General features: G+C 42.7%; 16 protein-coding genes. 4 read left to right on the top strand and 12 right to left on the bottom strand.

Features of this window, described 5'->3' with window-relative positions; genetic code table 11:
- Window position 1 precedes the first annotated feature (1 nt).
- The 11 genes from modA to FTV37_RS13225 form a co-directional block, all read right to left on the bottom strand.
- Window positions 2–763, bottom strand: a complete 762-nt coding sequence (modA, locus tag FTV37_RS13275) for a molybdate ABC transporter substrate-binding protein (RefSeq protein WP_180064077.1) — start codon at window positions 761–763, stop codon at window positions 2–4.
- Window positions 764–772: 9 nt separating this feature from the next.
- Window positions 773–2,023 carry a molybdopterin molybdotransferase MoeA gene (locus tag FTV37_RS13270; RefSeq protein ID WP_180064076.1) on the bottom strand — a complete coding sequence of 417 codons (1,251 nt, stop codon included), beginning with the start codon at window positions 2,021–2,023 and terminating at the stop codon, window positions 773–775.
- Window positions 2,020–2,943 (bottom strand): bifunctional molybdenum cofactor biosynthesis protein MoaC/MoaB, encoded by a 924-nt coding sequence (gene moaCB, locus FTV37_RS13265; RefSeq protein ID WP_180064075.1) that lies wholly within the window; start codon window positions 2,941–2,943, stop codon window positions 2,020–2,022. The genes FTV37_RS13270 and moaCB overlap by 4 nt, the downstream gene beginning before the upstream one ends.
- A 60-nt stretch (window positions 2,944–3,003) precedes the next feature.
- Window positions 3,004–3,567 carry a molybdenum cofactor biosynthesis protein MoaE gene (locus FTV37_RS13260; protein ID WP_180004420.1) on the bottom strand — a complete coding sequence of 188 codons (564 nt, stop codon included), beginning with the start codon at window positions 3,565–3,567 and terminating at the stop codon, window positions 3,004–3,006.
- A 2-nt stretch (window positions 3,568–3,569) separates the two neighbouring features.
- On the bottom strand, window positions 3,570–3,821 hold the full coding sequence (locus FTV37_RS13255) for a MoaD/ThiS family protein (RefSeq protein WP_180004419.1): 252 nt from the start codon (window positions 3,819–3,821) through the stop codon (window positions 3,570–3,572).
- A 2-nt stretch (window positions 3,822–3,823) separates the two neighbouring features.
- On the bottom strand, window positions 3,824–4,864 hold the full coding sequence (gene moaA, locus FTV37_RS13250; protein ID WP_180064074.1) for a GTP 3',8-cyclase MoaA: 1,041 nt from the start codon (window positions 4,862–4,864) through the stop codon (window positions 3,824–3,826).
- Between the two features lie 356 nt (window positions 4,865–5,220).
- Window positions 5,221–5,844, bottom strand: a complete 624-nt coding sequence (locus FTV37_RS13245; protein WP_373683585.1) for a molybdenum cofactor guanylyltransferase — start codon at window positions 5,842–5,844, stop codon at window positions 5,221–5,223.
- The gene (locus FTV37_RS13240) at window positions 5,844–8,636 is read right to left on the bottom strand and encodes a nitrate reductase (protein ID WP_180064072.1); all 2,793 of its coding nucleotides are present in this window, start codon (window positions 8,634–8,636) and stop codon (window positions 5,844–5,846) included. The genes FTV37_RS13245 and FTV37_RS13240 overlap by 1 nt, the downstream gene beginning before the upstream one ends.
- 267 nt (window positions 8,637–8,903) lie before the next feature.
- Complete coding sequence (gene nirD / locus FTV37_RS13235; protein ID WP_180064071.1) at window positions 8,904–10,514, bottom strand: nitrite reductase small subunit NirD; 1,611 nt, start codon at window positions 10,512–10,514, stop codon at window positions 8,904–8,906.
- 113 nt (window positions 10,515–10,627) lie between these two features.
- Window positions 10,628–13,174, bottom strand: coding sequence for a nitrite reductase large subunit NirB (gene nirB / locus FTV37_RS13230; RefSeq protein WP_218947604.1), 2,547 nt, complete (start codon window positions 13,172–13,174; stop codon window positions 10,628–10,630).
- 66 nt (window positions 13,175–13,240) lie between these two features.
- Window positions 13,241–14,590: an MFS transporter gene (locus FTV37_RS13225; RefSeq protein WP_180064070.1), complete on the bottom strand. Its 1,350-nt coding sequence runs from the start codon at window positions 14,588–14,590 to the stop codon at window positions 13,241–13,243.
- 446 nt (window positions 14,591–15,036) lie between these two features.
- On the opposite strand from FTV37_RS13225, the gene FTV37_RS13220 reads away from it, so the two are divergent.
- Together FTV37_RS13220 and FTV37_RS13215 are read left to right on the top strand one after the other, a co-directional pair.
- Window positions 15,037–15,624, top strand: a complete 588-nt coding sequence (locus tag FTV37_RS13220; protein WP_078190882.1) for an ANTAR domain-containing response regulator — start codon at window positions 15,037–15,039, stop codon at window positions 15,622–15,624.
- Window positions 15,625–15,627: 3 nt separating this feature from the next.
- Window positions 15,628–16,623 carry an ABC transporter substrate-binding protein gene (locus FTV37_RS13215; RefSeq protein ID WP_180064069.1) on the top strand — a complete coding sequence of 332 codons (996 nt, stop codon included), beginning with the start codon at window positions 15,628–15,630 and terminating at the stop codon, window positions 16,621–16,623.
- 76 nt (window positions 16,624–16,699) lie between these two features.
- On the opposite strand, the gene catM is transcribed toward FTV37_RS13215, so the two are convergent.
- Complete coding sequence (gene catM / locus FTV37_RS13210; RefSeq protein WP_180059977.1) at window positions 16,700–17,623, bottom strand: cis,cis-muconate-binding transcription regulator CatM; 924 nt, start codon at window positions 17,621–17,623, stop codon at window positions 16,700–16,702.
- 103 nt (window positions 17,624–17,726) lie between these two features.
- Between catM and FTV37_RS13205 the strand changes: the two genes are divergently transcribed.
- Together FTV37_RS13205 and catC are read left to right on the top strand one after the other, a co-directional pair.
- The gene (locus tag FTV37_RS13205) at window positions 17,727–18,836 is read left to right on the top strand and encodes a muconate/chloromuconate family cycloisomerase (protein ID WP_180064068.1); all 1,110 of its coding nucleotides are present in this window, start codon (window positions 17,727–17,729) and stop codon (window positions 18,834–18,836) included.
- A 20-nt stretch (window positions 18,837–18,856) separates the two neighbouring features.
- The gene (gene catC, locus FTV37_RS13200; protein ID WP_180009435.1) at window positions 18,857–19,147 is read left to right on the top strand and encodes a muconolactone Delta-isomerase; all 291 of its coding nucleotides are present in this window, start codon (window positions 18,857–18,859) and stop codon (window positions 19,145–19,147) included.
- The last annotated feature ends 115 nt before the right edge of the window (window positions 19,148–19,262 follow it).

Here is a 19,262-nt window from a genome sequence, read left to right as displayed (position 1 = left end):
TTTAGCCCTTCACACCAAAGCCATAATTCTTAAACAGCATTTTGCTTTGCGCATGGTCTTTAAGATAACGGTAAAACTTCACGGCCTCAGGTTTAGCTGCGCCTTGATGTGTTAAAGCCAATGGATAAATGATCGGTTGATGAGTATGATTTGGAAAAATCCCGGCTATTTTAACTTTAGAACTGATCAGCGCATCGGTACGGTAAACAATCCCCGCTTGGCACTCACCGCGTTCAACAAAAGCCAAAGCCGATCGTACATCATCTGTCCCGACAATCCTTCCATTCAAACTTGATAGCCAGCCCAACTTGGTTAGGCTTTGTTTGGCATATTTTCCAGCAGGTACAGACTCCATTTGCCCTGTACATAAGTGACCTTTGAATGCCTTGGCAAAATTAAACTGCGGCACGGCTTTAAATTGCATATTCACCGCTTTAGGCGTAATCAGCACCAAATCATTGCTTAGCATGTTGAATACTTGCTTTGCAGGTATTTTCTGTTTTTGCACCAAATAATTCATCCAGTCCACATCTGCTGAAAAATACAAATCACTTGGCGCACCGGCTTCAATCTGTTTGGCTAAAGCAGATGACGCGCCAAATACCGGTACAATTTTGATGTCTGGATTCTGTGCCTGATATTGCTTTGCAATATCGCTGATAGCATTGCTTAAACTGGCTGCAGCATAAATTTTGACTGTTTCCGCCTGAGATGCGCCAGCAATGAAGCTCACTCCTAGTGCTAAAATAAATTTGAATCGCATAGCAAACTCCTAATGCTGAATAAATACGCCTTGAAGAATTTGTCCTGCTTGCACAGACTGCCCTGCAGGAATCCGAACAATGCAATTAGCTTGCATTAAATTGCTCAACATATGCGACTGCTGTTTAGACAGGCTGGTTAGTTGAAGCTTGCCTTGCTTATCAAAGTGCGCCGACATTCTTAAAAACCGCTCACGTGCATCTGCTTTTAGGTCATGTGTCATGACTGCGCTGAACCAGTCCAGCGCAGGTGTTTGACCTTGTAGGGCTTTCAATAATCTATCTGTATAAATTTGCATGCCGACATAGACTGCAGCGGGGTTGCCCGGCAGTCCGAGTAAATAACAGGAACTGCTGTCAGGACGTCGATATTGTGCAAACAGCATCGGTTTGCCGGGTTTTTGTTTCACTTTCCAGAAAATTTGCTGAAAACCGATGTCCAAGGCTGCCGGCCGAACAAAATCATAATCACCGACAGATACGCCGCCAGTCGTTAAAATTAAATCAAAGCTGTCTTTTAAACGGTTGAATAAATCTAAAACCGCCTGTTTTTCATCTGCAATATGAATCACTTCAACTTGGACGTGCTGCGACTGAAACCATACTAAAATCAGCGGCGCATTGGCATCAAATATTTTACCTGCACGATAATCTTCTATATTTTGTGCAACTTCATCACCTGTAATGACCACCGCAACTTTAGGGTAAGCGTAGACCTCACAATGAGAAATACCTGCCATACTCAGTGCTGCAATTGCGCCCACAGAAAGTTTTTGGCCTTTTCTTGCCAATATTTGACCCTCTGAGAATTCCTCACCTGCATCACGAATATCCGCATGCTTATTTAAAACTGAAGTCAATTCAATTTGCTGTGCATCCGCTTTCACAATTTCTTGCCGTGCTACTGTAGTCGTGCCTTCAGGAATCGGCGCGCCAGTAAATATACGGACAGCTTGGCCTGCTTTTAAAATAGTTTCAGCCGTTTGCCCTGCGCGGATTTCTCCAATGAGCTCAAATTGCGTACCTGCTTTAATTTCACCCGCCGCGCAAATGGCATAGCCGTCTACAGCGCTTTGAGCAAATAAGGGCAGCTGAATTTGTGAATGCACATCTGCCGCCAAATAACGGCCTAAAGCGTGTTGAAGTTCCAAAGTTTCATGCGCCAAACTTTGCGTATGTGTCTGAATCAGCGCAAGAGCCTCGTCAACTGAAATCAGTCCAGCCTCAGCACCGCAGCCTGTATGCAATACAGCTTGGCTCATTGATAGCCTCCTGCATGCGGAATATTCTTCTGCACATCAAATAGATGTACCAAGGCAGGTAAAATGGCAATAAGTGATTCTTTTGCGCCTTGTCTGCTGCCCGGCAATGTAATGACAAGGCTGTTATCTATATAGCCCGCAACACCACGGCTAAGCGCAGCATAAGGCGTGCGTTTTTGACCAAAACTGCGTGAAGCCTCCATCAAACCCGGAATTTCACGTTTTAACAGCGGCTGTATCGTTTCTACAGTTAAATCTTTTGGCCCTAAACCCGTACCGCCAACCGTCAATATCAGCGGGTATTGATTTTTTTGCTGCTCAATCAAGGCAAGCAGTTGTTCAGGACTGTCTGGTATCACTTGATAGCTGATATTGCTGAAGTTTGCTTCTTCCAATATTTCGAGGACATTTTGCCCAGCGGTATCCGGTTTTTTACCAGTTGCAACTGTATCTGAAAGCACAATAATTGATGCCGATAAGCTTTCTTTAAGCACACGAGTAAAATGTGATTTACCGCCTTTTTTCTTTTGCAGTTTTACCTGATCTAGGCACAAATTCTCTGGTTCACAGTGTGGTTTAAGCATGTCATACAGCGTTAAACCCGCAAGGCTGACAGCAGTTAAAGCTTCCATTTCCACACCCGTTGGGCCAATGGTTTCAACCACAGCACTGATTTCGACATGCGCCTCAAATAATTCATATTCGACATCTGCACGGTAGATCGGCAGCGGATGACACAGCGGAATGAGTTCATCCGTGCGTTTTGCGCCCAATATACCTGCAATCCGTGCGGTTTTCAGCGCATCGCCTTTTTCTGTATTGCCATTACGCAGCAGTTCAATGCAATGTGGCGGCGCATGCAGAATTCCAGTTGCAATGGCTGTACGGTAACTTTCCGCTTTCATGCCCACATTTTTCATTGCTTTATCCTTATTTTGTTCATTTTCAGCTGTAATATTGAAAATATTGAATTTTGGGTTTTATAAATGCCATTGGTAAATATTGGCGTTCAAATGCATGGTCTGGCTATTTTGATGTGAATGTTCGCATGACTCGCTATGAACATGAGCATGCTTCGTTTCGTGATCTGCCACTTCAGGCGCGTGATCCTTACGAATACAGCAGCCCTCTACATATTGACTGCTGCCATCCATATAAAACTCTTCTTTCCAAACAGGCACTTCATGCTTTACACGTTCAACCGCTTCTTCGCAGGCTGCAAAAGCTTCACGGCGGTGCGGTGCATAAGCCATAGCAATAATTGCAGTATCACCAATATCTAAACTGCCAATACGATGCACAACCCGTACATATGACACGTCGTATTTGGCTTGAATTTCCTGTTCAATTTGTCGGATCATTTTCTCAGCCACAGGCGCATAAGCTGTATATTTCAGGGCTTTTACCGCTTTGCCTTCATGGTGATTACGAACCGCGCCAATAAATACACCTATACCGCCGCATTCAGGAAATGCCTCAATGCTGTCAAAATCAGCTTGGCTGAATACTGTATCTTGTATGCGTGAAATATGCTTGAGCTCCATATTCAGCCTCCCGCCACAGGTGACAGCAGCACAACGGTACTGTCCTGCATCAATGCGGTTTGTCTTGGCACAATGTCTTCCCCAATGGCACAGGCGCAGCGCTCAAGCATGCTGAATGATTCTGGAAATTGATTTGCAACTTGCTGCAAAACCTCTGCAATTGACTGCTGTGCCAAGCAAGTCAGACTCAAATGCGCTGGCAATAGACGCTCAATAGCGCCAAAAGATTCAATTTTGATGGTGATTTGAGTCATCATTAACCTCCAATCATATGCATGCTGATTTTTCTGGTATTGCTAGTACTAGACGCTGTAATCGTGTGAAAGCCCTGTTCTTTTTGCCAAATATAGCTGCCAAGTTTGTTTTGCATGTTCAACGTATCCAGCGGATTTTCATTTTCAGCCAGTGTGCTTTTAAGTGAGCGTATGTCCTTGCTCAGGTCTAAGCCTTTTTTTGCAAATAAACAGTTAAAAAACTCACCTTGAGCATTCAGTCTTAAACGGTCACAGCTACCGCAAAATGAATTACTGATGGTTGAGATAATCCCAATCGGTAAACCGTTTACTTCATAGCTGCGGGCTGGCGATGCACCTTGCCCACACAAGATGTTCACCTCAAAAACGGTTTTCAATGTCGTTAATATTTCTTGTTCAGTGACAACGGAATCTTTAGTCCAGTTTTGATCACCGTCTAAAGGCATGAACTCAATGAAGCGCAGCTCAAAACGCTGCTGCTGTGCCCAATAAGTTAAAGGAATAATCTGCTGATCATTCAGACCTCTAATCAAAACTGTATTAATCTTAATGTCAAAGCCCGCTTGCTTAGCCGCTTCAATCCCTTCTAATACTGGCTGTAATTGTTTTTGCGTCAGCTGAAAAAATTGCGCTTCATCCAAACTGTCTAAACTGATATTTATGCCATCTAAGCCAGCTTGTTTTAGGGCCTGTGCATATTGTTTCAGATAATGTCCATTGGTGGTCATGGATATACGTTTAAGGCCTAGCTTTCTCAGCTGTTGCAGCTGTTCAATAAAATGCACAACGCCTTGACGTATGAGAGGTTCGCCGCCCGTGATCCGGATCTGATCAATCCCGCGCAGCACCATAAACTCACAAAAATTGTAAAGTGATTCAAAACTGAGAAGATTATGCTTTTTCATCCATTCAGGGTGTTCAGGCATACAATAGACACATTTAAAATTACAGCGGTCTGTCACTGAAATGCGCAATTTGCGTTTTTCACGGCCAAACTGATCCTTAAAAATGGTCGCTGGCTGTAATTGTGTCATGCTGTTCATGTTTATCTTCCATGGTGCTGTCATTTGCCCTGTCTTAGCTCAGTACAAATTTTGCGCCCTCTTTTCTTGCAGTAAAAATTGCAATAAGTGTTCCAACTTTGCGCTTTTTTGAATATTTATTTCAGAGGATTTGGTTTGTTTTTTTGACACACAAAATCAATAACTTATAAATAACTAATAGCAATTAAAAATATAAATTGCCGTTAAGCCCATTATCTAAGGTATAAAAGCAGTCTGTTTTATCTCTAGATATCATGCTCAAAAGCTTCATATTGGCTGTAGATTTTCTCTCTGGGTTCAAAAACAGCACATTAGGCTCATTATTTGAAATGAAAGCTCCGCAAAAGGTACAGCTTTTAGAGAACATTCAGCTGACGGTGCTGCTGCAGCTCATCTAGAGAGTTAATGCTGTGAAAAAAGAGTGCATTATTTTGAAAACGTGCAACTTGCATGTGCATTTTACTAAAACACCCCTTCAAACTGCGCTGTTTTTGATCAAGATGCACCTGCAGCATTGTGAGACTGCTTCGTTTCAGCAAACAAAATGGATACAGCGCTTTGCCATTAATTTCCACTACAGCTACTTCACACAAGGGATCCCGCTGCATGGCCTGATGCAATCTCGAAAGCACTTTCTTCGGGATATAGGTCACATCGCACGGGACAAACAAAACATAATCAGACTCAACATGTGACCACGCGCTTTTCATCCCTATCAATGGCCCTAAAAATCCGGCTTCATCATCTTGATAAAAGCGGATCGAGGGAATGAGCCGTTTATAAATCGAATGGTCACGATGGCTGTTGATCCAGACATTTTCAACCCGTGATTTCAACTGCTGATGGATCTTAATCAGCTGAATTTCATTATCAAATTTTTGCAGCACTTTATTCATTCCGTTCATTCTGCGGGCCTGACCACCCGCCAAAATAACCAAGTCTGTTTCTGGATAGCCTACTGATTTGGTGATTTTCTTCATCATTCTGCGTACTCCGTCTGACAGGCTTTAATCAAACCCCGTATTTCTGCTAAGCACGAACCGCAATTACCGCCGGCTTTTAAACATGCTGTGACTTGTTTTTCATGGCTAATATTCTTTTCTTTAATGGTTTCGATAATGGTATTTTTGCCGACTTTAAAGCAGCTGCACACCAGCGGACCTGCACTGTTGGTCATATTCATTGGCTGACCTGCCAGCAGCGCTTTGCGGTGCATTGCGCTCAGCCGTTCACGCTTAAACATGCCTGCAATCCAATCACGATCAGGCAGCAATGCTCTAGGCGCAATATACAAGCTTGCAATCAGATGACCGTCTTGCAGAACCACAGAATGGCTTAAATGTGCCGTTTGATCCTCTAAATTCAGCCATTCAAATGATTCGTCAGTAAATGGCAGCAAGTTTTTCAGCTGCTGCGCTGTAGTGCTGAATTTTTGACGGTTTGCAAGTTCATAGCGAGTAGCTTTTGCTGTGGTGACTTTAGTCCACCAAATCGTATTTTGAATGGTAGATTGCACAATGTGTTCAAAGCCCTGACGCACGTACAGCACGCCTTGCCACTGTGTATAAAACGGCTGCACAAATACAGGTGTGTGTTTAAAATCAGGTTCGCCTGAAAGCGCATCAACCACAGGGTTAACCACTTTACCAATTCTCGCATCGGACGCTACCTGATCATTCCAATGAATTGGCGCAAAAACTTGTCCACGGCGTATATTGCTGCTGACTTGTGCACGTAAGATGCACAGTCCCCAATTGGATTTAACTTCAACCAATTCGCCATCTTTGACACCAAACTTCAAGGCATCTTGCGGATGAATTTCACAATACGGCTCTGCACGATGCGTACTTAAGTTTGCCGACAAACCTGTACGGCTCATAGTATGCCATTGGTCACGAATACGGCCTGTGTTTAAAATTAAAGGATATTCGCCACAGACCTGATGCACAGGGTTAATTGCGGCTGTCGCCACAAATTTAGCTTTGGCATCCGCATGGCTGAATTGGCCTTGGGCAAACAAACGGCTAACAGCATCATCGGCTTGATCAGCTTGCCATACAGGCCATTGGGTTGGCGCAAATTGGTTATAATCTTCTAAACTTAATTCAGTTAGGCCTTGAAGATTAAAATAACGAAAATGCTCTGCCGAAGCTCTTTGCGCTAAGGGTACATTTTTATACGCAGATAATTTTGCATGTTCTATAAATATCTCATGACTATTTTTAAAGTCAAAACCTGAAAACCCCATTTTTTTCGCAATTTGCGCTATCGCCCACCAGTCTGCTTTAGCTTCACCCGGAGCATCTAAAAATGCAGTTTGACGTGAAATACGGCGTTCAGAGTTGGTAACGGTTCCGTCTTTTTCACCCCAGCCTAAAGCTGGTAAAAGCACATCTGCATATACCGTTGTGTCAGTGTCCTTGCAGATATCTGACACCACTACAAACTCACATTGTTCAAGTGCACGTTTGACTTGATCCGCATCTGGCAAGCTAACGACAGGATTTGTCGCCACAATCCAAATGGCTTTAATTTTTCCGCTTTCGACAGCTTGAAATAAATCGACTGCTTTTAACCCAGCCTTGTTGGCAATATGAGGACTTTGCCAAAACTCTTGTACTAATGCCTGATGCGCTCTGTTATCGAGGTCTAAATGTGCCGCCAGCATATTGGCTAAGCCACCAACTTCACGGCCACCCATCGCGTTCGGCTGTCCTGTCATGGAAAATGGCGCTGCGCCTAATTTGCCAATTTTTCCAGTCAGCAAATGACAATTGATAATGCTATTGGCTTTGTCCACACCACGTGAAGACTGATTGACGCCCATAGAAAATAGGCTCATGACCTTTTCTGTTTTGGCAAATTTTTCAAAGAAAATATTTAATTTTTCTAATGAAATACCTGTGCGTTCTGCAACAGCTTCAATAGATGCTTCTGATTCACTTTGTTGCAAAGCCTGAGCTAAACCTTGTGTATGACTCGCTATAAATTTAAGATCGCTATAATTATTTTTAACTAAGTACTGAAGTAAGCCGTTAAACAATGCAACGTCTTGGCCAGGTAAAATTGGCAAGTGCAAATCTGCAGCTTCACATGTACTGGTAAAACGCGGATCTATCACGACAACAAATAAATCACGTTCTTCTTTGGCTTTCATTATGCGCTGATACAGCACTGGATGGCACCAAGCAGTATTAGAACCCACCAAAACAACCATGTCAGTGTGTTCAAAGTCTTCATAGCTTGCTGGTACAAGATCTTCACCAAATGCACGCTTATGTGCCGCCACAGCCGATGACATGCAAAGCCGTGAATTGGTGTCAATATTTGCAGTACCTAAATAGCCTTTGACAAATTTGTTAACGGCATAGTAATCCTCCGTCAGCAGTTGGCCCGACACATAAAAAGCGATGCTTTCACGTCCGTAAAGATCTATACATTGCTGAAATTTTTCGGCAATCAGTGCTGTTGCTGTGTTCCAATCTGTAGCCTGACGAGTATGAAATGGTGATGTTTGACGCCCAAGCATCGGCTGTAAAACACGTGTTTCTAATCCAATCGTATCGGCTAAGTTACTGCCTTTAATGCACAGCTTGCCATAGTTTGATGGATGGTTCGCATCGCCAGTCACGCTCACTTTTTGCCCTAAAGCTGTCTGTTCAACTGTTGCGCTCACGCCGCAGCCGACACCGCAATATGGACAAGTGGTTTGCGTTGTTTTAATTTTATTTTCTGTGGAGCTATGCAGTTCCACGATCGGGATGCTATTCACTTCTGCCGGCTCCTTTTTCCAAACTCAATTAATTGAGTGTTACGACCAATTTCAAAAGATGACTAAATTATTTAAATTTAAGTTAAAACTAACTATCGTGTGGTGGCATGGATGCCACCGTTGGGCGGGGTATAGGATGTACCCTTCGCCCAACAAAGGATTTTTGTCACTTTTGATCCTTCAAAAGTGAGGCAACACCTACGCAAATACAAATTTCTTAAAAATGAAATTGCGCGGTCGTGACTATATTCTTTGATTAATAATGAATCACCCTGCTTTCTTTAATGCAAAATCCTTACCAAACAGCAATTTGTTTCGGATGCTTGAAATTGGAGTTTGATCTGAAATCAATTCTGCATACCATGCACCGTCTTCAGTATCGCCAAACAGCACAGCGCCAATCACTCTATCTTTTTGAATAATAATGCGTTTATAAATCTGACGCTTTTCATCATTCAAAATAATGTCTTCAAAATCATCCTGCGGTTCAAAGTTGCCAGCTGAAAATACATCACAGCCGCTGACTTTTAACTGCGTCGGAACCGTGGGCGCTTTGAAGGTTAAACTGCCATGTTCGGCCAGATGCGATGCACAAATGAATGCCTGTCCCCAAAGCGGTTCAACTAAACCGAAAGTTTGGCTGCGGTGTTCTATGCATTCACCCACCGCATAAATACTCGGGTCAAAGGTTTGCATGGTGTCATTCACCATCACACCGCGGCCGCAGCGCAGTCCTGCACTTTGTGCCAATGCAATATTTGGGCGAATACCGACTGCAAACACGACAAGATCTGCAGCTAATACCGTGCCATCCTGCAAACGTAATTGTGTCACATGGCCATCTTCACCCATCAACTCTTGGGTATTTGCTGCGGTCATGATTTTTATACCTTTTTGTTCAATCGCATGATTGAGCATTAAGCTGGCTTTTTCATCTAACTGACGGTCCATAATACGATCCATCAAATGCAGTACTGTGACATTCATGCCACGCTGTTTCAGGCCATACGCAGCCTCTAGGCCAAGTAAACCGCCGCCAATCACCACTGCATTTTGCTTAGATTTACAGTAATCCAGCATGCGGTTTACATCATAAATATCACGGAAGCTGAGAACACCTTTTAAGTCAGTTCCCGGTATAGGCGGAATAAATGGCTTAGAACCTGTCGCTAAAATCAGACGGTCATAATCGATGACCAAGCCTTTTTCTGTGTATACCTGCTTGCGCGGACGGTCTATGCGTACCGCCGCATCACCTGCTACAAAACGGATATTTTTGTCTTTATACCAAGCATGTGAATGCAGCATGATATCTTCAATGGTTTTATCACCTGAAAGCACAGGTGAAAGCATAATTCGGTTGTAATTACCCCAAGGTTCTTCACCAATGACCGTAATTTCATAACGCTCTGGCGCCATATCCAGCAGATCTTCTAAGCAACGCATACCTGCTAAGCCATTGCCGACCAAAACAAGTTTCATCAACTCAGACGATGGCGCGTTATTGGTAATATAGGTTTTTTGAGCAGTTGGACTAATCAGCACACGGCCATTTTCAATTTTGCTTGGAAAAACCAAGAGTTTTTGGTCTTTATCTTCTAAGCAGCGTCCAGTAGCAAGGCTGAAATGCTGTTTATAAATGGGTGATGCCACAACACGCTCACCCTGCAAGTCACCAATAATACCGCGGGACATAACATAGGCTTGACTAAACGGATCTTGATTGCTCAGTGCATAAACCCGCTTTTCTTCACCGACACGGAATATCGCAATTTGCTGATTTTCAATCAGTGCGCCCACACCTGTATTTGGCGTAATATCTTCTAATGCACAAACATCAAACCAGTCTAAATCATTCATTTCTTTTAAAATTGTCATATTCTTCATCCTTTTTTAAACTTCTTTTAGTTCACCATCTTTCGTTTCCGCTTTAACGAGAAACCGAATAAGGATGTAAATCAAATAAAAGAAGTTTTAAATTCGTTATTCTCTTAAGCTTCAACCACTGGAATGCGTGACGAATCGCGTTCAGCTTCTGTTTTGGGTCTGATTTGACCGCGAACGGATGCAAACTGAATATGCGGATCATTTTGCTGTTCTGCTTTTGCATTCACGAAAGTCACAAAGCGTTTACGTACTTCAGGATCTTCTACAGCAGTACGCCATTCATCTTGATATGTACCCACAACATGGCTCATACGGCGTTCAAGTTCACCCGCTACGCCAAGCGAATCATTCACAACGACATCTTTCAGGTAATCTAAACCGCCTTCCATGTTGTCGCGCCATACAGAAGTACGCTGCAAACGGTCTGCTGTTTGAATGTAGAACATAAAGAAACGGTCAATGTATTTGATCAATGTTTGCGTATCTAAGTCTGATGCCAAAAGCTCTGCGTGACGTGGCTTCATACCGCCATTGCCGCATACATAAAGGTTCCAGCCCTTTTCTGTCGCAATCACGCCTACATCTTTACTTTGCGCCTCAGCACATTCACGGGTACAGCCCGACACAGCCATTTTCAGTTTGTGCGGTGAGCGAAGGCCTTTGTAGCGGTTCTCTAAAAAAATCGCCAAGCCGACTGAATCGTCCACGCCATAACGGCACCAAGTACTGCCGACACAAGATTTCACCGTACGCAGTGATTTGCCGTAGGCATGGCCAGACTCAAAACCAGCAGCAATCAATTTTTCCCAAATTTCAGGCAGTTGATGCACTTGTGCACCAAACATATCAACACGCTGACCGCCTGTAAGTTTGGTATATAGACCATATTCTTTAGCAATTTGACCCACGGCAATTAATCCGTCCGGAGTAACTTCACCGCCAGCCATACGCGGTACTACTGAATATGAACCATCTTTTTGGATATTGCCGAGGTAGTAGTCATTACTGTCTTGCAGGCCCGCATGGCTTGGTTTAAGTACAAAGTCATTCCAGCATGACGCTAGGATATTGGCTGCCGTCGGTTTACAGATGTCACAGCCTAAACCATGGCCATGCTGTTGAATCAGGTCATCAAAGGTTTTGATTTCGTTCACACGTACCAAGTGATAGAGCTCTTGGCGTGAATAAGCAAAGTGTTCACATAAATGGTTATTTACAGTTACACCTTGACGCTGAAGCTCCGATTTAAGTACTTGAGTGACTAATGGTGCACAGCCGCCGCAAGCTGTTGCAGCTTTGGTGCATTTTTTCAATGCGCCTAAAGAAGTCGATCCGTCAGCAATGGCTGAACAAATGTCTGCTTTAGAGACGTTGTTACATGAACAAATCGTTGCGCTGTCTGGCAACAGATCGACACCGCTTCCGCCCGATTTACCTGCAGATTGTGCATAGCCAGGCATGATTAGGCTTTCTGGGCTTTCTGGAACTTCTAAGCCATTCAGCATCATTTGCAGCAGGTCATTGTATTCTTTAGCACAGCCCACCAATACTGCACCTAGCAGCTTAGTTTTCTCTGCATTCACGACAATTTTTTTATAAACCTGAGCTGCTTCATCTGCATAGAAATAGCTTAAAGAATTTGGTGTCATTGCATGCGCATCGCCTACAGATGCAACATCCACACCCATCAGTTTCAACTTAGTGCTCATGTCTGCACCAGCGAAAAGCGTGCAGTTTTGTTCCATCACATGCTTTGCTGCAATACGTGCCATGTCATAGCCCGGCGCAACTAGGCCATAAATTTTATTTTGCCAAAGCGCACATTCACCAATGGCATAAATGTCAGGGTTTGAAGTTTGGCAATAATCGTTAATTACAATACCGCCACGCTCACCGATGGCTAAACCACTTTGGCGCGCTAATTCATCGCGTGGACGGATACCTGCAGAGAATAAGATGATGTCGGTTTCCAGTTCAGAACCATCACCAAACTTCATTACATGCTTCGCATTTGCACCGTCTTCAATGCAAGATGTTGCTTTTTGCGTATGGACTTTAACACCTAGATTTTCAATTTTCGAGCGTAAAACTTTACCGCCTAGATCATCAATCTGAACTGCCATTAAGCGTGGTGCAAATTCAACAACATGGGTTTCTAAGTTTAAATCACGCAGCGCTTTTGCTGCTTCCAGACCCAATAAACCGCCGCCGATCACCACACCTGTTTTAGCATTCAAGCTTGCGGCACGGATGGCATCCAAGTCTTCAATGGTACGGTACACAAAGCAGTTTTCACGTTCATTGCCTGGAATTGGTGGCACAAAAGCGTATGAACCTGTTGCGAGCACTAGCTTGTCAAAAGAAAGAATATCACCGTGATTGGTTGTGACCGTTTTATTGCGCTGATCAATTTCAACCGCTTTGGTGCTAAGGCGTAAATCTATACCGTATGCATCGGCAAAGTCGCTGCGGCATAGGGTTAAATCTTTAGCCGATTTACCGCTGAAATATTCAGTTAAATGCACACGGTCATAGGCTAAACGCGGCTCTTCAGCCAAAATGGTTAATTCAACATCATCACCTGCGTGTTCCAGTACAGATTCGATAAATTTATGGCCAACCATGCCATGTCCAATCATGATGATTTTCATATTCTTTCTCCGCAAGATTTTTTTATTTGCCCCTAAATCGCGATGTTTAGAGGCAACTTTTCAGTATTAGTTTTGAGCTTCAGCTAAATTTCGTTCATTTACAGCTTGTTCAAATAGGCGCTGTTCTTTTTCTTTATGCTCTACAGAGAAGCGGATCATCAGCACACAGCTTGCAGCGATAACCACTAGACCGCCCAACACCATAAGCGTGGTTTGAATATCCAGCATGCCTTTAAGCAAGAAGCCTGCAGCCACTGCACCTACGTTACCGCCTGCACCGATAATGCCTGCCACGCCGCCTAAAGCATCACGGTCAATGAATGGCACCAAGGCATAGGTTGCGCCGCACGCCATGTGAGTGAAGAGTGCGAATACTGTCATTGCAAGAATGGCGAAGATTGGCGTGCTCATTTGCGAGAACAGAATTAAAAACAGCCCTTCGAGCAGAATCATGGCGAATAACACTTTGGTACGGCCATCTAAGCCTTTTTTAGTCGCGACTTTGTCTGAAACAATGCCGCCTAGCGCGCGGGCAAACAGTGCAAGCAAACCAAAAATACCTGCTGCCATACCTGCTTCTTTTAATCCAAAGCTGAAGTGGTCGACGTAGTACATTGCTACAATGTTGTGAATAAAGATTTCAATACCGAAGCAAGCTGCGTAAGCGCCAAATAGAATCCATACACGGTAATTGCGCGCTGCATGCATTAGAATTGCCAAGCCGCCTTTTTTGTCACTGCCAACACTGATGCCTTGTTCGCGAAGTTCTTTAAAGTTGCCTTGCGGACAGTCTTGTGTGAACTTCCAGTAAAGCGCACCAACAATCAGCATCATCACACCCGGTACAATCAGTGCAATTCTCCAGCCCATTGCTTGCTCTACACCAAACATAACGAGTGCGCCAAGCAGTAAAGGCATTAAGGCTTGAGTTGCACCTCCGCCTGCATTACCCCAGCCTGCGGTTGCCGCATTGGCTGTACCCACGACATTAGGCGCAAACATAATGCTAGTGTGGTATTGAGTGATGACAAAGCTTGCGCCAATCGCACCGATCAGCAAGCGGAAGAAAAGAAAGGATTCATAGCTATTCGCAGAGGCCACACCAAAGACTGGGATACTGCCGACAATTAATAATGCAGTGTAGGTTTTACGCGGGCCGTACTTATCACATAAAGGCCCAACGATCAGACGAACTAAAATCGTGATCGCAACAGCGGCAATATTAATATTGGCAATTTGATCTTTCGTGAGGTGAAATTCGCCAGCAATCACTGGCATCAACGGTGCACAGGCAAACCATGCAAAGAAGCAAACAAAGAATGCGAGCCAACTCATGTGGAAGGCCCGCATTGCTGCTGAAGAAAAATTAAATAGACTTATTTTTGTGGCTTTTTTGGCATTTAAATTTGAAGACATAACCTTCTCCTGACTGAACTGAACGCATGAATTACTCGGTTATGTCGCTAACACATAACAGAGTCGATCAGAACGGACGTCGTTGGCCGTCTAACAAATTTTTAGAGTCTTCTTTGACTCAATAAGTATTAAGCACGATACGTGCCAAGTTTTTATTTTAATCGTAAATTTCATCTCTATATTTAAGCATTGAGCGCCGATCTATCCGAAAATAAGCGAATTAAGGTAAATAGATAGTCAATATGCCTATAGAGATGCGGCTGAATGTTCAAACGTGGTTCAGCCCTGCACAAGATCAGTGCACGGAAATGGTTCAATTTTAAAATGTGCATATAACCAAGCTAAAATTTAGAAGCAGATTTATATTTTGTATTGTCTTAAAATTTGGCATTTAAATTGCTTAGAAAACTCAATACGTATTTGTTTGGCTCTGTCTGAGCGTTTGCATGCCAAAACTAAAAATAGCCCTAATTGATGATGATCAAGAACGCGCTGAATTTATTCAAGCCTCATTAATTCAACATGACTTTGATGTGGTCGCCAGTTTCATGATTGATCATTTAAATATGTCATATCTGCAAAATATTCAGGCAGATGTGATTTTATTGGATATGGATCATCCACATCGCGATGTCATTGAAAGCTGTGTCAGCCAATTTGACTTACCGACTGTTCTGTTCACTAAAAATTCGAGTCTTGAAATCATCCGAAGCGCGATTGATGCGGGTGTCACGGCATATATTGTCGATGGTATTGACCCTGCACGTTTGAATAGCATTTTAGAAATTTCGATTGAACAATATAAAAAGCATAAAAAACTGCTGAATGATTTGGCTGAAACCAAGTGCAAATTGGCCGATCGAAAAGATATTGAAAAAGCCAAAGTGCTTTTAATACAAATGCATGGTTTAACCGAAGATCAAGCATTTAATTTGCTGAGAAAAAATGCCATGAGTCACCGTATGACGATGGGTGAAATGGCGCGTCGGCTGCTTGATGCGCAAGCACTGTTACAGTCTCAATTTAAGGAATAAACCATGCAAAAGCTTGAAAAAACAGATATTCAATTGGGCTATATTCCTTTACTCGACTGTGTTGCTTTGCTCTGGGCAGAACATCAAGGTTATTTTAAGGAACAAGGGTTGAATGTCTCACTGACTCAAGAACCATCTTGGGCAAGTTTACGCGACCGTCTGGCTTTTGGATTTTTAGATGCAGCGCACTGTTTATCGGCCATGCTGCCAGCATCTGTGACGGGCAAAGACCATCTCGGCATTCCCTTACAAACATCTCTTACACTCAGTACTAATTGTGCTTATATTAGTTTGAGTCAAAAGCTGTGCTATGAATTAAAGATCCATGCTTTAGATCTACCAATTAATTCAGCAGAGAAAATCGTATCTGCGATAAAACAGAATCAAACGATTCAGTTGGCGCATGTTTTTCAGCATTCGATTCATCATTATATTCTAAGAGAATGGCTGGCACTTGCAGACACAGAAATTGCTCAAACGCAAACGTTTTCAACTTTACCACCGCCTTATATGGTCGAAGCAATATCAACGCAACGAATTGATGTATTTTGTGTCGGAGAGCCGTGGAATACGCAAGCTGAAATACAAGGCTATAGTCGTATTATCGTCAATAGCCAAGATATTATTGATCATATTCCAGATAAAGTTTTGGCTTTTACCCATGATTGGGCAGAAAAACATCCTAATACCTTAAACGCAATCAATCTTGCCATCCAAAAAGCCCAAAACGATCTGCTTCAACAAACGCATTTTTCTGAAATATTTTCTTTGTTAAAGCAATATCACATCATCCGTTTTGATTGTTCTGAGCAGATTCACGTCGAGGCTTTTCATCGGATCAAAAGCATCATTCAAAATTTTGGCAAGACCCAAGCGCCACAAATTTCAGACTTTGAATGGATGATTCAAAAAATGCAGCAATACGATCAATTAAATATTGAAGATGAAAAGATTTTTGAAATAGCACAATCTTGTATTTATCAGGATGCTTTGGGCTGAAGTGATTGATATTCCATAAGACCCTATCATCTGAATAGTGGATCTTGTGTTACATCGACCATGAAACCTTGATTAGTTATGCATCTGCATCGATGGCGTGTAAGTCGATATTTTCTTCAACGAAGACTTCACGAATGCAATCCAGTATCTTTGGAATGTAATTACTATGATCCATATTGCGCACCGACAAAGAAATTGGACTATAGGCTTCCAAATCTAAGATTGGGATGTACATCAAATTTTTCATGCCAATATCACTGGCACTTTCAGGAATCAGGGAAATGCCCTCTCCTGACGCCACCAAGCCCAAAGCCATATGAATTTCACGCACTTCGGTTAAATGTTTAGGTACAAGTCCTAATTCGGTAAATATCGATTGAATGAGGGTGGAAAAATTCGGTTTAGGTGTTGTTGGGTAGGCAAAAATTGGTTCATCTAAAATTTGAGAAAGATAAATGCCTTTGTCTTTAAATTCAGCCAAATGATGGTTTTTATGAATAGCTAAACGTAGCGCTTCTTTTCTTAATAAAACACGTTTAATGGACGGATCGGTTAAGCGAAGTCGTCCAAAACCAATATCGATTCGACCGGTTTTTAAGGCTTCAATCTGGTCGCGTGTGCCACATTCTATTAGTTCAACATGAATATCTGGGTTGCGTTGTCGAAATAGATAAATAATTTGCGGCAATAATGCGTATAAAAGCGAACTGACATAACCAATGCGGACAGTTTTATCAACGGCATTAATTCGCTGTGCCATGGTTGTGGCCTGGGCGGTATGCGTCAATATCTGCACAGCATGCTCATAAAAGAACATACCTGCTTCTGTGGTTTTCACGGGTCTAGAACCACGCTCAAACAAGGTAATCCCCAGTTCTTCTTCAAGTTTTTGAATTTGGCGGCTCAAAGGCGGCTGAGCAATACATAATTTTTCTGCTGCCTTGGTAATACTTTGCTCTTCAACCACGGTGACAAAGTAACGTAAGTGCCTTAATTCCATTTATATACCTTTTAAGTATCTAAAAATACCAAAATCGCTCTAGTTAAAGATATTACATTAAATTAGGGTATATAAATAGTTGGATAGATAAGAAATACGCAAGATGTATAAGTCGATTGAAACCCTGCTCGTGGAAATCCCAACAATCCGTCCGCACAAGATGGCTGTTGCAACCATGCAAACGCAAACCCTTGTTTTGATTAAAATCACCACCGAAGATGGTTATATTGGTTGGGGTGAAGCGACGACGATTGGCGGTCTAGGCTATGGTGAAGAAAGCCCTGAAAGCATTCGTACCAATATTGAAACTTATTTTAGTCCTTTACTGAAAACCCTCACTGGTTTGAATGTTGCTCAAACCATGCAAGCCATTAAATGTAATATTAACGGCAATCGCTTTGCTAAATGTGCCATTCAAACGGCGCTACTCGATATTTTGGCGCAGCGTTTAAATCTGCCTTTAAGCGAAGTATTGGGCGGGCGCTTACGTGACAGCTTACCTGTTCTTTGGGTACTTGCGTCTGGCAATACAGAAAAAGACATTGCCGAAGCACAAAAAATGATTGCGGCAAAACGACATAATATTTTCAAACTTAAAATCGGTTCACGCCCCGTTGAAGCTGACGTTGAGCATGTATTAGCCATAAAAAAAGCGTTAGGTTCGGACATTTCTATTCGTGTGGATGTCAACCGTGCATGGTCTGAACTAGATGCCATTAAAGGCATTCAATTGTTACAAGATGGTGGTGTTGATCTGATTGAGCAGCCTTGTGCGATCGATAACATTGACGCGATGCGCCGTTTAACTCGTCGTTTTGATATTGCCATTATGGCAGATGAATCACTGATGGGGCCGCAAACGGCATATCAACTTGCGCGGCAGAATTCTGCCTCTGTTTTTGCAGTCAAAGTTGCACAGTCTGGCGGTTTAATCGAAGGCTGTGAGGTTTCTAAAATCGCCAAACTTGCGGGTATCGATTTATATGGTGGAACCATGCTTGAAGGCCCTGTGGGCACTATTGCATCGGCACATGCATTTTCTACATTTGACAATTTAGCTTATGGCACAGAGCTTTTTGGTCCATTGCTGCTAACTGAAGAAATTTTAAAAACCCCACTTCAATATCAAGATTTCGAACTCAAGATTCCGACCACAGCGGGTTTAGGGATTGAAATTGATGAAAACAAAATTGATGACTTACGTCGCAAATAACATTTAGCTAGGAGTGAGAAATGCTTTTCCAAGTACGCATGGATGTCAATATTCCATTAGATATGCCAGTCGAAAAAGCCAATGAAATTAAAGCTGTAGAAAAGGCTTATTCACAAGATCTACAACGTCAAGGCAAATGGCGTCATATCTGGCGCATTACTGGTCAATATTCAAATATCAGTATTTTTGATGTTGAAAGCAATGAAGAGCTACACAACATTTTACAAGGATTGCCCCTTTACCCTTATATGAATATTGAAGTCATGGCTTTAAATCGTCATCCCTCTTCTATTCGTAGTGATGACAGCTGATGTGATTGGATTCCAATTGTGTAACACATGATTGAAATCCATTTATCTGCTTTTTAAGTTAGTAAACATTTGAAATAAAAGATTATCTGCCTTATATAGCTGAAGTGGTTAGTCA

This window comes from Acinetobacter sp. YH16042, assembly GCF_013417245.1.
GTDB lineage: Bacteria > Pseudomonadota > Gammaproteobacteria > Pseudomonadales > Moraxellaceae > Acinetobacter > Acinetobacter amyesii.
This window is presented reverse-complemented; position numbering and strand designations above follow the sequence as displayed.

What these genes read in the sequence shown, in the direction of transcription:
- FTV37_RS13215 (WP_180064069.1), top strand. Translation starts at nt 15,628, where the DNA reads ATGCAAAAGCTTGAAAAAACAGATATTCAATTGGGCTATATTCCTTTA.
- FTV37_RS13225 (WP_180064070.1), bottom strand. Translation starts at nt 14,590, where the DNA reads ATGTCTTCAAATTTAAATGCCAAAAAAGCCACAAAAATAAGTCTATTT.
- nirD (WP_180064071.1), bottom strand. Translation starts at nt 10,514, where the DNA reads ATGACAATTTTAAAAGAAATGAATGATTTAGACTGGTTTGATGTTTGT.
- FTV37_RS13245 (WP_373683585.1), bottom strand. Translation starts at nt 5,844, where the DNA reads ATGAAGAAAATCACCAAATCAGTAGGCTATCCAGAAACAGACTTGGTT.
- nirB (WP_218947604.1), bottom strand. Translation starts at nt 13,174, where the DNA reads ATGAAAATCATCATGATTGGACATGGCATGGTTGGCCATAAATTTATC.
- FTV37_RS13220 (WP_078190882.1), top strand. Translation starts at nt 15,037, where the DNA reads ATGCCAAAACTAAAAATAGCCCTAATTGATGATGATCAAGAACGCGCT.
- catC (WP_180009435.1), top strand. Translation starts at nt 18,857, where the DNA reads ATGCTTTTCCAAGTACGCATGGATGTCAATATTCCATTAGATATGCCA.
- modA (WP_180064077.1), bottom strand. Translation starts at nt 763, where the DNA reads ATGCGATTCAAATTTATTTTAGCACTAGGAGTGAGCTTCATTGCTGGC.
- FTV37_RS13205 (WP_180064068.1), top strand. Translation starts at nt 17,727, where the DNA reads ATGTATAAGTCGATTGAAACCCTGCTCGTGGAAATCCCAACAATCCGT.
- moaCB (WP_180064075.1), bottom strand. Translation starts at nt 2,943, where the DNA reads ATGAAAAATGTGGGCATGAAAGCGGAAAGTTACCGTACAGCCATTGCA.
- FTV37_RS13255 (WP_180004419.1), bottom strand. Translation starts at nt 3,821, where the DNA reads ATGACTCAAATCACCATCAAAATTGAATCTTTTGGCGCTATTGAGCGT.
- FTV37_RS13260 (WP_180004420.1), bottom strand. Translation starts at nt 3,567, where the DNA reads ATGGAGCTCAAGCATATTTCACGCATACAAGATACAGTATTCAGCCAA.
- FTV37_RS13270 (WP_180064076.1), bottom strand. Translation starts at nt 2,023, where the DNA reads ATGAGCCAAGCTGTATTGCATACAGGCTGCGGTGCTGAGGCTGGACTG.
- moaA (WP_180064074.1), bottom strand. Translation starts at nt 4,864, where the DNA reads ATGAACAGCATGACACAATTACAGCCAGCGACCATTTTTAAGGATCAG.
- catM (WP_180059977.1), bottom strand. Translation starts at nt 17,623, where the DNA reads ATGGAATTAAGGCACTTACGTTACTTTGTCACCGTGGTTGAAGAGCAA.